Annotated in this window: 14 protein-coding genes and 2 pseudogenes; 13 read left to right on the forward strand and 3 right to left on the reverse strand. The window is 66.1% G+C overall.

What is annotated here, in order from left to right:
- Window positions 1–182 precede the first annotated feature (182 nt).
- Window positions 183–353, reverse strand: a complete 171-nt coding sequence (locus ACHQ4I_RS04380; RefSeq protein ID WP_420770369.1) for a hypothetical protein — start codon at window positions 351–353, stop codon at window positions 183–185.
- Window positions 354–775: 422 nt separating this feature from the next.
- On the opposite strand from ACHQ4I_RS04380, the gene ACHQ4I_RS04385 reads away from it, so the two are divergent.
- The 5 genes from ACHQ4I_RS04385 to ACHQ4I_RS04405 all read left to right on the forward strand — a co-directional run bounded on the left by ACHQ4I_RS04385 (window position 776) and on the right by ACHQ4I_RS04405 (window position 4,465).
- Window positions 776–1,375 (forward strand): molybdopterin-dependent oxidoreductase, encoded by a 600-nt coding sequence (locus ACHQ4I_RS04385; protein WP_420770370.1) that lies wholly within the window; start codon window positions 776–778, stop codon window positions 1,373–1,375.
- The gene (locus ACHQ4I_RS04390; RefSeq protein ID WP_420770371.1) at window positions 1,345–2,109 is read left to right on the forward strand and encodes a ferredoxin reductase; all 765 of its coding nucleotides are present in this window, start codon (window positions 1,345–1,347) and stop codon (window positions 2,107–2,109) included. Before ACHQ4I_RS04385 ends, ACHQ4I_RS04390 begins: the two co-directional genes overlap by 31 nt.
- Window position 2,110: 1 nt before the next feature.
- On the forward strand, window positions 2,111–2,392 hold the full coding sequence (locus ACHQ4I_RS04395; RefSeq protein WP_420770372.1) for a DUF6510 family protein: 282 nt from the start codon (window positions 2,111–2,113) through the stop codon (window positions 2,390–2,392).
- Window positions 2,393–2,525: 133 nt separating this feature from the next.
- Window positions 2,526–3,443: an NADP-dependent oxidoreductase gene (locus ACHQ4I_RS04400; protein ID WP_420770373.1), complete on the forward strand. Its 918-nt coding sequence runs from the start codon at window positions 2,526–2,528 to the stop codon at window positions 3,441–3,443.
- A 77-nt stretch (window positions 3,444–3,520) separates the two neighbouring features.
- Window positions 3,521–4,465 (forward strand): NADP-dependent oxidoreductase, encoded by a 945-nt coding sequence (locus ACHQ4I_RS04405; RefSeq protein ID WP_420770374.1) that lies wholly within the window; start codon window positions 3,521–3,523, stop codon window positions 4,463–4,465.
- Between the two features lie 299 nt (window positions 4,466–4,764).
- Here the strand turns inward: ACHQ4I_RS04405 and ACHQ4I_RS04410 are convergent.
- Window positions 4,765–4,905: pseudogene (locus ACHQ4I_RS04410) on the reverse strand (TetR/AcrR family transcriptional regulator); the annotation flags it as partial.
- Window positions 4,906–4,907: 2 nt separating this feature from the next.
- Between ACHQ4I_RS04410 and ACHQ4I_RS04415 the strand changes: the two are divergent.
- Window positions 4,908–5,309, forward strand: a pseudogene (locus tag ACHQ4I_RS04415) (dihydrodipicolinate reductase); the annotation flags it as partial.
- Window positions 5,310–5,958: 649 nt separating this feature from the next.
- On the opposite strand, the gene ACHQ4I_RS04420 reads toward ACHQ4I_RS04415, so the two are convergent.
- A complete protein-coding gene (locus tag ACHQ4I_RS04420) occupies window positions 5,959–6,624 on the reverse strand; it encodes a TetR/AcrR family transcriptional regulator (RefSeq protein ID WP_420770375.1) in 666 nt (221 codons plus the stop codon).
- Between the two features lie 104 nt (window positions 6,625–6,728).
- Between ACHQ4I_RS04420 and ACHQ4I_RS04425 the strand changes: the two genes are divergently transcribed.
- The 7 genes from ACHQ4I_RS04425 (at window position 6,729) to ACHQ4I_RS04455 (ending at window position 13,038) form a co-directional block, all read left to right on the forward strand.
- Window positions 6,729–7,661: an SDR family NAD(P)-dependent oxidoreductase gene (locus ACHQ4I_RS04425; RefSeq protein ID WP_420770376.1), complete on the forward strand. Its 933-nt coding sequence runs from the start codon at window positions 6,729–6,731 to the stop codon at window positions 7,659–7,661.
- A 34-nt stretch (window positions 7,662–7,695) separates the two neighbouring features.
- A complete protein-coding gene (locus tag ACHQ4I_RS04430) occupies window positions 7,696–8,427 on the forward strand; it encodes a class I SAM-dependent methyltransferase (protein ID WP_420770377.1) in 732 nt (243 codons plus the stop codon).
- A 210-nt stretch (window positions 8,428–8,637) separates the two neighbouring features.
- Window positions 8,638–9,009 carry a hypothetical protein gene (locus tag ACHQ4I_RS04435; protein WP_420770846.1) on the forward strand — a complete coding sequence of 124 codons (372 nt, stop codon included), beginning with the start codon at window positions 8,638–8,640 and terminating at the stop codon, window positions 9,007–9,009.
- A gap of 10 nt (window positions 9,010–9,019) precedes the next feature.
- Window positions 9,020–9,445 (forward strand): effector-associated constant component EACC1, encoded by a 426-nt coding sequence (locus ACHQ4I_RS04440; protein ID WP_420770378.1) that lies wholly within the window; start codon window positions 9,020–9,022, stop codon window positions 9,443–9,445.
- A complete protein-coding gene (locus ACHQ4I_RS04445; RefSeq protein ID WP_420770379.1) occupies window positions 9,409–11,373 on the forward strand; it encodes a caspase, EACC1-associated type in 1,965 nt (654 codons plus the stop codon). The genes ACHQ4I_RS04440 and ACHQ4I_RS04445 overlap by 37 nt, the downstream gene beginning before the upstream one ends.
- Before the next feature lie 203 nt (window positions 11,374–11,576).
- A complete protein-coding gene (locus ACHQ4I_RS04450) occupies window positions 11,577–11,936 on the forward strand; it encodes a hypothetical protein (protein WP_420770380.1) in 360 nt (119 codons plus the stop codon).
- Window position 11,937: 1 nt separating this feature from the next.
- Window positions 11,938–13,038, forward strand: a complete 1,101-nt coding sequence (locus ACHQ4I_RS04455) for a polymorphic toxin type 44 domain-containing protein (RefSeq protein ID WP_420770381.1) — start codon at window positions 11,938–11,940, stop codon at window positions 13,036–13,038.
- The last annotated feature ends 66 nt before the right edge of the window (window positions 13,039–13,104 follow it).

Genomic DNA, 13,104 nt, shown 5'->3' on the forward strand with positions numbered 1-13,104 from the left:
GACCACCATCTCGCCTGGCGGGCGACCGGCCAACCCTCTGCCCTCCTCAGCACATCCGAGATCGATTTCTGCCTGCAGGGCCCGTTCTCCCTGCCTGGTCCGCGCCTCGTAGACCCGTGCGTGGCCACGGCCCCGCGCATCGCTCAGGTCACTCACCGAAAAGTAGGCCGTCTGTGCGGCGGTCATGCCCATGACCGCTCCTTGGGATGCGGCGCTGCCAGAAACCAGCCCTGCACCACAGCCACCCGCTGCACCAAAATGCCCCTGGATTCAGCCTCCATGCGCACGGTCGGCGCCCACTCCGGCCGTCCGTGCCGCAGCCCACGCTCACCCACGGTCGGACCCGTTCCCATGTTGTTCGAATCCTGCCGCAGGCACGAACGTGCGGCAACCGGACCAGAACCGTCACGCCACCTGCTATTTGCCGATGACCAGCAATTTTCGGTATTGCAGGAGGTTGGCGTACTGGTCGATACCCCTCCGGACACCTAACTGTGGCATTTATGCCCCCAAATTCGGGTCCGGGCATAGCCTGGATACCCTGTCCTGGCCGTGCACCGCCACCTGCGGGTTTGCTCCATTCGTGCGTTAAGGATCGTGTCAGATCAACAAACCCTTCAACTCACAATAAACAAGTCACGACTAACTTGCCCGCCTAATTTGAGGCGCGGCAAACCAGCCCAACAACGAGCGATTTCCGCTCGCGTCTCCCATAATGGAGATGTCGCTCCTTGAGGCGTCGGTGTCGTATTCCTCTGAGGAATGGGGCAGATTCATGGGAATCATTTCGCGAGGCTTTCACGGCCGGACGCGTCCAGCGGATGTAAAACTGCCTCCCGGGCAATATCTCACCGACGACTTTCCGGTGCTGTCAGCCGGTCCCACGCCGAGCATCGCACCGGAAGAGTGGGAGTTCACCATCACAACCGAGAGCGGGACACGCCACCGCTGGACGTGGCAGGACCTGTTGGCGCTGCCGAGCGAGCGGCCGACAGTAGACCTGCACTGCGTGACCAAATGGTCGAAGCTGGGCACCGACTGGCAAGGGGTGTCGATGGACACGTTGTTCGCCGGGGTGGAGACGGCGGCCGATTTCGCGCTGGTCCACTCCTACGGCGACTACACGACGAATCTGCCGCTCGAGGACCTGCTAAACGGCGGCGCGTGGATCGCCTACCAGTACCAGGGCGAGGAACTCGCTCCGGTGCACGGCGGCCCGGCCCGGCTGCTGGTGCCGCATCTATACCTGTGGAAGTCGGCCAAGTGGGTGAACGGGATGCAGCTGCTGACCGAGGACGAGCCGGGGTTCTGGGAGAGCGCCGGCTACCACGACTATGGTGATCCGTGGCGCGAGCAGCGGTACCAGGGCGACTGAAGGCTCCCCTGATCTGGCAGGCCGCCCGGTTGGTCGGTCTGCGCGATGAGACGCTTTCGGCCCGAACGCTGGTCTTCGATGTGCCCGGCTGGTCCGGGCACCTGGCCGGTCAGCACGTGGATGTACGGCTGACCGCCGAGGATGGCTACAGCACCCAGCGCAGCTACTCACTGGCTTCGGCACCCGACGGCGACCGGATCGAGCTGACGGTGCAGCGTGTGGCCGACGGGGAGGTCTCGCCGTACCTGGCCGATGTGATGGAGATCGGTGACCTGGTGGAGATCCGGGGGCCGGTGGGCGGCTGGTTCGTCTGGCGCCCGGCCGACATCCGCCCGGTGCTGCTGGTGGGCGGCGGATCGGGGATCGTCCCGTTGATGGCCATGATCCGCACGCGCCGCAGCCTCGGCAGCCGCACCCCCTTCCGGCTGATCTACTCGGTCCGCACCCCCGAGGACCGGTACTACACCTGCGAACTGCGCATCCCGCAGCCCGGTGACGGCGGCCTGGACGTCACCCACCTGTACACCCGGCACACGCCTGAGAGCTGGCCGAGACCCGCCAAGCGCTTGCAACTCGCGGACCTGCAGACCTATGGCTGGCCACCGGAGTTCGAGCCGGTTTGTTTAGTCTGCGGGCCAACTGGCTTCGTCGAGACCGCCGCGGCCCAGCTGGTGGCCCTGGGCCACAACCCCCGCCAGATCAGAACCGAACGCTTCGGCCCCACAGGAAGCTGACATGGACCCACAAGACAACGCAGAGTACGAGGACGGAAACGCTCTCGCCGGCCCCTTCGGTGAACTGTTCACCGCGGACGTCACCACGGCCTCCGGGCGCTGCGCCAACTGCGGGCACACGGCCCTCGTCGCCGATCTGCGCGTGTACGCGCGCGCCCCGGGCCTGGTTGCCCGCTGCCCGAGCTGCGGTGCGGTGATCCTCCGGTTCGTACGGGCCCCCGACGCCGCATGGCTGGACCTGCGCGGCACGGTCCACCTGCGTGTCCCGCTGCCGCCCGCATGAAGGTACATCACCGAGCTGATCGCACCACACACCGTCAGACCATCCCGGAAAGAGCACTGCAGGTCAGGGAAATCACCGAATTGGCCGCTTCAATTGTGTCCACGAAGTCGGGAACACTCCAGGGAGGTGTCGGATGAAGGCGATTGTGGTGACGGATCAGGCCACGGGGACGGCCGGGATGACGCTGGCCGAGCGTCCGGAGCCGGAGGCCGCGGGGAACGACGTCCTCGTTGAGGTTCACGCGTCGGGATTCACCCCGGGCGAGCTGACGTGGCCCGGAACCTGGACCGATCGCCTCGGCCGTGACCGCACACCGTCGATCCCGGGCCACGAGGTGGCCGGAGTGGTCAGCGCTCTCGGCTATGGCACGAGAGGGCTGTCGGTGGGACAGCGGGTGTTCGGGCTCGCGGACTGGACGCGCGACGGCACCCTGGCGGAGTACGTGGCCATCGAGGCGCGTAACCTCGCGCCGCTGCCGGGCACTGTCGACTTCACGGTGGGTGCGAGCCTGCCGATTTCGGGTATGACCGCATGGCAGGGGCTGTTCGTGCATGGCCGGTTCCAGGTGGGGCAGACCGTCCTCGTGCACGGCGCGGCTGGTGGCGTCGGCTCGATGGTGACGCAGCTGGCTCGCGAGGCCGGCGCATACGTCATCGGTACCGGACGCGCTGGCGACCGGCAGGCGGCGCTCGACTTCGGCGCGCAGGAGTTTGTCGATCTCGACAATGATGCGCTGGAAAACGCTGGTCGCGTCGACCTGGTTTTCGACGTGATCGGTGGCGACATCGGGAGGCGGTCGGCGGGTCTGGTTCGATCGGGAGGGATGCTAGTGACAATCGCCGGCCCACCTGAGGCGCAGCCGAAGGACGGCCTGGCGGTTGATTTCGTCGTCGAGGCCGATCGCGCACAGCTGGGTGAGGTAGTCCAGCGGGTCCGGGACGGACGCCTGCGCACGAACATCGGCCAGGTCGCGAACCTCGACCACGCCGTTTCCGCTTTCAACCCGACCGAGCGGGTCAAGGGCAAGACGATCATCCGGATTCGCCCATAAAAGAACACCCAGACAACGGAGATCCCATCACGCGCAACAGGGATAGGCGAGGAGTGTCATAGAGAAAGGGGAGTCACATGAAAGCGATCGTGGTGACGGACCGGGCCGCAGGAACTGCGGGGATGACGCTCACGGAGCGGCCCGAGCCGGACGCGGCCAAGCTCGCCGGTCTCGAAGGCGCGAATTACGGCGATGTCGTCGTTGAAGTTCATGCGTCGGGATTCACCGGGAATGAGCTGGAGTGGCCGTCGACCTGGATCGATCGCCTCGGCCGTGACCGGACGCCGTCGATCCCCGGACACGAGCTGGCTGGAGTGGTCACCGCTCTCAGCTATGGAACGGCGGGGCTGTCGGTGGGACAGCGGGTGTTCGGCCTTACGGACTGGACCCGCGACGGCACGCTGGCAGAGTACGTTGTCGTCGAGGCGCGTAACCTTGCGCCGCTGCCGGGCGACCTCGACTTCACGGTGGGCGCGAGCGTGGCGATGCCGGGCCTGACCGCGTGGCAAGGACTGTTCGATCATGGACGTCTTCAGGCGGGTCAGAGTGTCCTCGTGCACGGCGCGGCGGGCGCAGTCGGTTCGATGGCGACACAGCTCGCACGCGAGTACGGCGCATACGTCATCGGTACCGGACGCGCTGCCCACCGTCAGCCGGCGCTCGACTTCGGCGCGCAGGAGTTCGTCGACCTCGAGAACGACGCCCTGAAAGATGTCGGCGGAGTCGATCTGGTGTTCGATGTCTTCGGCGCAGACATCGGGAAGCGGTCTGCAGGTCTGGTTCGTGCCGGAGGAACACTCGTGACCGTGGCCGGGCCGCCCGAGGCACGGCCGGCCGAGGGCCTAGCGGTCGACTTCGTTGTCGTGCCCGATCGCGCCCAACTGGGGCAGATCGCCCGGCGGATGCGGGATGGACGGCTGCGGACGAACATCGGCCACGTTGCGACCCTCGACGATGCCGTCGCTGCCTTCAACCCAACCGAGCGAATCAACGGGAAGACGATCATCCGCGTTCGTCCGTGAGGGCTCAGGGACAGCGACCGTACGCCCCCACGTGTGGATCAGTCGACCACTCCTGACGCACGCCCGGCAGCAGTAGACGAATCACTTGTTCCAGCTGTTTACCTCGTTCAGGGGTTCCGGTCGTCGTTCGGCGTCGCGCGGTGATGTCCTATGCCCGAAATAATGGAGGTTCCGCATGTACACAAGGGCCGGTGATGTGGTCGCAGATCGGTGAGACGGTGCGCAAGGCGATGAACGGGTGGGCCGTGTTGTGGCGCGTCGTGGTGCTCACCGCGGCAGCGGCAGTGCTGTTACTGGTGGCCGCGTGGTGAGCCCGCAGGCAGATCGCCACGCTTGTCGGCCATATAGCGCAGCACCGCAGCCCACAAGCCGTCGATGTCGCCGAACTGGTACTTGATCACTCCCCATGTCGCGCCGATATCGCGCGCGATCCGGTTACCCGGACGTTTCCGAGATCGAGAACATCACCACCACCGAATCGGTCGACGTGTCCTGCCACCACTCGGTCGACACCTGGAAGGCCGTCGGTTACGGCCGCCCGGTCGATGAGCCGACGATCCCGGACTCGCTCTACATGGGCTGGTACTTCATGCCCAAAGGCTCACTCGGCGCCAACTACATCAAATACCAGGCGACCGGCGACCCCAACATCTACAGCAAACACATGATCTTCCCGCGCAAAGGATTCGACCTGTCGAACCCGGAGAACTTCGCCTCCATCGGCATGACCGTCACCGGACTGCCCGCCGTGAACTCCATCAAATCCGTCGTCGCCGCCCGACCCGGCATCATCACCAGCGCCGACCTGCCACTACGCGCATTCGCCGGCCGATTCAACATCTGAGCGCCCGCCCCACCACACCGGTGGTGCGCCGACTATCGCTCCGGCAATAGGTCGGCGCACCCCTCCCACGCAATTCGCCGACTACCGATCTTCGCTCGTAGAACTGTCCTCACCGCGAATGCCTCCGAGCCAGGTGCAACGGAAGCAGCACAGCGCAGGTGAGTAGAGCCGGAAGCGGCTCAATGTTGTTGTTTTGTAACAAGTCCACTGATCGCCCGCTCAGCGGCATGTCCGTGCGTTCTCTGCACCGAGATGATCTCTGCCCATTGATCTTTCGGGAGCTCGCGGCCGGCTCGGTCGTGCGTCGCGCGGTACGGGAGCACGTTGGTCAGGTGGCCCCCGGATCGGGTGCCGGGATGCGCTCGTGCCCTCCGCTGCGGCGCCGAGCCCGGTGCAATACGCTGCGGCAGTCGAGTTGACAGAAGTTCTGCGGGCAAACCGGGCCGCCCAAGTGCGGGCCTGGTAGTGATCGAGTCCGGCCTCGCCTTTCGCCTGCTGTCCGCGAACTGCCGATACGCCGCGAGTTCCGGGACGCTTGTCCGGTCGGATGCCTCCGTGAGAGCGAGCGTCGCCAGTTCCAGCCGCCGGTGACCGATGTAGGTGGTCACCGGCTCTCCCGCCGCCACCAACGCCCGATGCAGCGTGCGGTTCAAGTGCGCGGCAGCACGCCCAGAAGCGTCGAGGTGAAGGAGGATCGCAGGGCGTCGCGCAGGTCCAGGTGAAGCACACCGAGGGCGGGCTCGTCTGCGTAGGCGGCGAGGAGGCTGGGCGGCGGCGGGACGTACGCCGACAGGGCACCCGCTGAGACCAGGCTCATCAGGCAGAACAGCTGCGCGTCGTCGCCGAGTTCGGGCACGTGGCGGCGCATGAGCTCGGTCATGGCCGCGAGCCTCGCGAGGGAGGACCGCTTGTGCCGCTTGACCACCTCGACCGAGACGTTGTGCTCGAGGACGTTGCCTTGTGCGCCGAAGAGGTCGCACAGGACCACCTGATCCGCTAGTGAACGGCTGAGGATCTCGGCCAGCTGGCCAGCCCGCACCTCCGGCGTCGCGTGCGCCTCGATGCCCTCGGCAAGCTCCTCCGCCAGTTCGGCGAGCCAGCTCCCCAGGAAGTCGTCCAGCAGTTCGAGCAGCACGGCCTCGCGCGACTCGAAATACCGCAGGACGTTCGACTTGGCCAGGCCCACCCGCCGACTGAGCTCGTTGAGGCTCACCTCGGCCACGGGCATCTCGTCGAGCATCTTCGCCGCGGTGTCCAGGATCGCCCGGCGGCGGATCTCGCGTTGCTCCTCGCTGCGCGCCCGCTGAAATGTCACGCCCTCACCCTAGCTTAAAGACCGCCGGTCCCTTGACAGGAGACCGGCGGTCTTTTATGTTTGACCTTTATAAAAGACCGATGGTTCTTAATAAGGAGTACGTCATGAGCGGCAACTGGACCGAGCAAAACATCCCCGACCAGCACGGCCGGGTGGCGATCGTGACCGGCGCCAACACCGGGCTGGGCTTCGAGACCGCCCGGATGCTCGCCGCACACGGGGCGGCGGTGGTCCTGGCCGTCCGCAACATCGAGAAGGGCAGGCAGGCGGCCGCCCGCATCACCGGCGACGTCACCGTCCAGGCCCTCGACCTGACCTCCCTGGACTCGATCCGGTCCGCGGCGGCCGACCTGCGCGCCACTCACCCGCGCATCGACCTCCTGATCAACAACGCGGGCGTGATGTACACCCCGAAGCAGACCACCGCCGACGGCTTCGAGCTGCAGTTCGGCACCAACCATCTGGGCCACTTCGCCCTCACCGGCCTACTGCTGGACCTGATGCTGCCCGTTCCCGGCTCCCGCGTTGTGACGGTCAGCAGCACCGGCCATCGCATCCGGGCCGCCATTCACTTCGACGACCTGCAATGGGAGCGCTCATATAGCCGCGCCGCCGCCTACGGCCAGTCCAAACTCGCCAACCTGATGTTCACCTACGAACTACAGCGCCGGCTCGCACCGCACGGCACCACCGTCGCGGTCGCCGCCCATCCCGGCCTGTCCGACACCGAACTCACCCGCAACTCACCCCCCGCGTTCCGCGTGCCCCTCACCTGGCTCGCGCCGCTGCTCACCCAGAAGCCCGAGATGGGCGCCCTGCCCACCCTGCGCGCCGCCACCGACCCGGCCGCCGCCGGTGGCCAGTACTACGGCCCCGGCAACCTCGGCGAGATCCGTGGCTACCCCAAGCTGGTCACCTCCAGCCCCGACTCCCACGACCAGGCCGTCCAGCAGCGGCTGTGGACCGTCTCCGAGGAACTCACCGGAGTGACGTTCCCCTGCGGTAGAGCGGTGACTCCACAGCTGCGGAAATCCTGAGGCCGCAACCGGATTCGAACCCAGGAGATATCCGATGACCGTTGGTCCCCGCCCCGGATTCCTACGCGAATTCCTGCGCGCCCCACGCACCGTCGCCGCCATCGCCCCCAGCAGTGCAGCTCTGGCGGCGGCCGTCACCTCGCCGATACCGCTGTCCGGTGCACCGATGGTCCTCGAACTCGGCCCGGGCACCGGTTCCTTCACCGCCGCAATCCAGCACCGTTTGGCGGGGCGCGGCCACCACCTCGCCATCGAGCTCAACGACCGCTTCGCATATCGTCTGGCAGCGGAGTTCCCGCAAGTCACAGTGGCCGCCGGTGACGCGCGGAACCTGACGACGATCATGACCGCGAACGGCCACCGCCAGGCGGACGTGATCGTCAGCGGTCTCCCCTGGGCCGCGTTCGCGCCCGGCCACCAAGACAGCCTGCTCAACGCGATCGTCGACGGCCTCGCCCCGGACGGGGCGTTCACCACCTTCGCCTACACCTCGACGCAGTGGATGCCACCGGCACGCCGTCTGCGGCGCAGCCTCACCGACCACTTCGAGGAGGTTATGCCTCGCCGCACCGTGTGGGCGAACCTGCCTCCGGCGTTCATCTACGTCTGCCGCCGACCACGACGTCACCTGCCGACCACACCCGATGCCGCCGCCGCGGAGGCAACGCGCGGACTCGACGAGCGCTATCCGGCCGGAGTAGAGACGAGATCGCGCGATGGCAAGCGGCCCAGCAAGACGATGGCACCACCCGTCTATAACCGATAATCCGCTTCGATCACCAACCGCCCACCCGAAAACCGCAGGTCGTCCCCGTTCCCATGTTCGATGTGCCCCGCCGAGGGCACAATCTGCGACAACGTTTTCGCAGGTCAATGGGATTTCAGGATCCGTGCATCCGGCTTCCGGATCGCGAGCAGAACCGAAACGTGCAGGTCAAACGGTTGCCCTGGTCCGAGCCCCTAGGAAACACAAAACATGGGCAACCATGCCGGCAGTTCGGTTCTGGCAGCCAAGAGCAGGTTTCAATTTCGTCGTGGGCGTGAGGTAGTCGCCGCCCGGCTCCCAGATCTCCGGGAGGACGGTGATCTGCTCTACCCGGGACAGGGTGGCGTTGGCGGCGTCGATGCCGGACTGAACCGCCTCCAGCACAACCGGATTCGCCGACAATTCGGCGACGGTGGCTGCGCGTTCTTGTCCGGGTCGGCCTTGATCCACGCTTTGGCCGCAGGCACCAATTCCTCAACACTCGAGACCAATTCGTCGACCACGCCGACCGACTCGGCCACCGACGGGTTCATCCGCGACAGCGCCGAGCGACGCGGCCTTTCTGCGGTTGGCATCGCGTAATGTAGGCCGGGTGCCGTTGTCGGATCGCGGGGCGGCCGAGGTGCTGGTGGGGCAGAATGTGCTGGTGTCAGAGGGGAATTCGAAGTTGACGATCCGGGTCGATGGTGGCCCGGACGAGTTGCTCGCACTGCTGGAGTGGTTCGGTCACGACGAGGCTCTGCGCGGCCGGGTGGGACCGGACCCGGCGCGTGTCGGCGCGGGACAGATGAGCGGCGGGATGTATGAAGTGCTCGTGGTGACCCTCGGCGCCAGCGGATTCGGCACGGCACTGGCGAGGTCGTTGACGACGTGGCTGACCCACCGCCGCTCGGACGTGAAACTCACTCTCACACGTCACGACGGCACTCACATCGAAATCGATGCCACCCGAGTCGATTCCCCGCAAGTGCTGCACGAATTGTGGGCACTGCTCGACCCACCGAGTACCGGGCAGTGACCGGCGGCGGCGGCGCGGAAAATTCCCGGGCCGTGCTGATCGGCACGGCCCGCTACACACACCTGGCCGCGATCCCGGCCGCCACCGCGAACGTCACCGACCTCGCCGATGTCCTCACCAGACCCGGTGCCGCGTTCACCACCGGGCAGTGTGTCACCGTGCTCGACCCCGACCGTACCGGCGTCGGGAACGAGGTCGGCCGGGCCGCGCGCGGGGCCAGCGGACTGCTGCTGGTGTACTACACCGGCCATGGCCTGCTCGACCGCCGCGGTCGGCTGCACCTGGCCGTGCCCGGCAGCGACCCAGCCGACGTACGCTGGACGGCGGTGCCGTTCGAGACGTTGCGGGAGGAAATCCTCGACAGCCCTGCCCGCGTCCGGGTCCTGATCCTGGACTGCTGCTTCGCCGGGCGCGCGTTCGAAGCCATGGCCGACGTGCCCGGCCTGGTCGCCGGGCAGACCGATATCCGCGGGACGTACACGATCACGTCGTCCTCAGCGAACGAGCCGTCCTTCGCACCGGCCGATCATCGCAACACCGCGTTCACCGGCGCCTTCCTCGCTGTCGCCGCCGCGGCACCCGCCAGCACCCTCGACGAGCTCTACCGGGAAACCGCCAGGCACCTGCACCTCGCCGGGTACCCCCGTCCCCAGCGCCGCAACATCGACATCGCCGCAGACCTGCGCCTGTTCGGGCAACCACAACCTCCCACCACCCCGGCCGCGACCATACCGGGGGCCGGGCGCGACGACACCCCCGCACCACCCGCTCCCATCACACCAGCCGTCTCACCCGGGGGGCCCGCTTCTGGGGACCACCCGCATCACTCGCCTGCTCTGGAACCGATCGAGGACCGTGAACCCGGCAGGCCGGCACCGGACCTCCGCCGCCGGATCGGGCGGCGGCGGGTGCTGACCGGCGCAGCGATCGCTATACCTCTCACCGCAGCGACCGCAGCCGGGATCACCGCACTCCGATCACCGACTACTCCCAACCAGCCCGTCGGAACCAGCGCTTCACCGTCAACACCCGCCCAGCTCGCCTGGACCACCGCTGCGGTCCTCACCGGCCACACCGGCAAGGTGTACTCGGTGGCGTTCAACCCGGCCGGTACCCTGCTCGCCACCGGCAGCTCGGACAAGACGGCACGACTGTGGGACGTGACATCCCGCCAGCTCGTCGGACAACCCCTCACCGGCCACACCGGCGATGTGGAGTCGGTGGCGTTCAACCCAACCGGCACCCTGCTCGCCACCGGCAGTTACGACCAGACGGTGCGACTGTGGGACGTGACATCCCGCGAACTCATCGGACAACCCCTCACCGGCCACACCAACGGAGTGGTGTCGGTGGCATTCAGCCCAACCGGCACCCTGCTCGCCACCGGCAGCTACGACAAGACGGTGCGGTTGTGGGACGTGGCATCCCGCGAACTCATCGGACAACCCCTCGGCCACACCAGCTGGGTGCTCTCGGTGGCGTTCAACCGGGACGGCACTCTGCTCGCCACCGGCAGCTCGGACCAGACGGTGCGACTGTGGGACGTGACATCCCGCGAACTCATCGGACAACCCCTCACCGGCCACACCAACGAGGTGGTGTCGGTGGCGTTCAACCCAACCGGCACCCTGCTCGCCACCGGCAGTCTCGACACGACGGTGCGGTTGTGGGACGTGGCATCCCGCGAGCTCGTCGGGCAACCCCTCGGCCACACCGACCTGGTGTGGTCGGTGGCGTTCAACCCGGCAGGTACCCTGCTCGCTACCGGCAGTCTCGACAAGACGCGACTGTGGGACGTGGCATCGCGCCAGCCCGTCGGGCAACCCCTCACCGGCCACACCGACGGAGTGTTGTCGGTGGCGTTCGACCCCGCTGGCACCCTGCTCGCCACTGGCAGTTTCGACACGACGGTGCGGTTGTGGAAGTAGTGTCACCGGCGCCCGTGCGCGTGGGTCGAATGCCATATCGTCGCCGAGGTGGGCGACAGGGCGGTTTGTGAAGAATCGGATGTCGCATAACCGGTCGCGGTTTATCGATCGAATCGGTTCCTGTGGCTGGTCAGGTGTGAGATTCTGTTCGAAAGTGGCTCTGTCCTAACGGCTCGCGCCACGGCGTTCGAGGGGGATGGTCGATGACGTTGCAAGTCGATCTGGAAAAGCTGCGCGCTATGTCGAAAGCGCTGCACGCCTTGAGCGGTGAGGCGTCCCGGTTGAAGGCGACCGACAGCGTGCCGATAGATGCGCTCTTTCCCATAGGATTCGAGACGAAGCACGGCTTTGGCTTTCGGGATCCGGTTCTGGCTTCGGTCTACGAGGCACGCAGGCTGGCATTCGGTGTTCAAGACAGCTTGATTACGGGGGTGTCCAGACGGCTTGGCGAGATCGGGGAACTCATGCACGCGGTCACAGTCGAGTTCCGGAAGGCCGAAGACACCAATGCGGCGACGCTGGCCGCGACATATACCAAGGCCTCCGGCAATTGGGGATCCTGAGATGACGCTGCACAAAAGCGAACTCGAAAGCTACGACGCCCAGCCCTTGCTGGATACCGCCAACGGGTTCAAGCGCCTCGGTCCGCAGATCGAGAACCTGTTCCAACGCTATGTCACCATCGTCACCGCACCCGATTGGCAGGGGGTGGCCGCCGAAGCCGCGCACACCCGTGCTGTCCGTGACCGCAAGACGGCCTACTCGATGGCCGACATCTTGGAAGAATCGGCGAGTCGTCTCGAACAGGGGTACTGGGATGTCAGCACACCGCTGAAGACCGCTCAGCAGAGTATCGCATCTGCCGAGGCCGCGGGCTTTTCGGTCTCACAGTTACTGTTCGTCTCCCACCCGCCAGGCAGTGATCCGACGCCGGAATCGGAATCGGCCAGGGCCGAATGGGAGCGTCGGATCCTTACCGCCGCCCATGCGGTGGCAACCGAAGATCAGCGTCTTCAGCAGGATCTGTCGACCCTCGGTGAGTCGATGCAGGGATGGTACGAGGCGATCGGCCGAAGTGAAACCACAGACGAGAAACGCTTCATGGATGCGGAGCGCTACATTTTCGAAGAGATCAAGCGCAACATCGACTCCGATACCGTCAAGACGATTCGATCACTGCTCGAGCCGGAGTGGTGGGAGAGGGGCTTTTCCGGTGTTGAGGTTGCCGCAGCACTTGCGCTGTGGGCTTGGAAGGTCGCTCCCGCGGAGAAATTCCCCGGGGAGGACGCCATCGGAATCGGGGACTGGGATCACAAGCCCAAGCTGCGCGACCGTTTCGGCCTCGAACACGACTTCTACTTCCAACAGCCTGGCACCGATCGGCAGGTGTTTTACGACATCTATTCGAATGTCCACTACGGATTCGTCGGTCGGGCAGCAGGATTCGAGTCCGACACCCTGCTCGAGGGGGGAACGGCCGCCGTGGCGGGCCGTACCGACGAGGCAGACCGGATCATGATGAGGGCCGGGATCGAACTCTATGACAAGTACGGCCCCGACATCACCGAGGAGCAGTTCCATCGAGGGCTGATCGCGGCCATCGACAAGATGGAAGTCGCCAAGAGTGAAGGCAAGGAAGTAATACAAATCAAACACGAGAACTGACCCGGCCCATAACTCGGCCGCGAACGTGAGGGCGAACTCGTAGGACGCCCGGTCGGAAACAAGCCT

It is taken from the genome of Nocardia nepalensis (assembly GCF_048910785.1).
GTDB classification, from domain to species: domain Bacteria; phylum Actinomycetota; class Actinomycetes; order Mycobacteriales; family Mycobacteriaceae; genus Nocardia; species Nocardia nepalensis.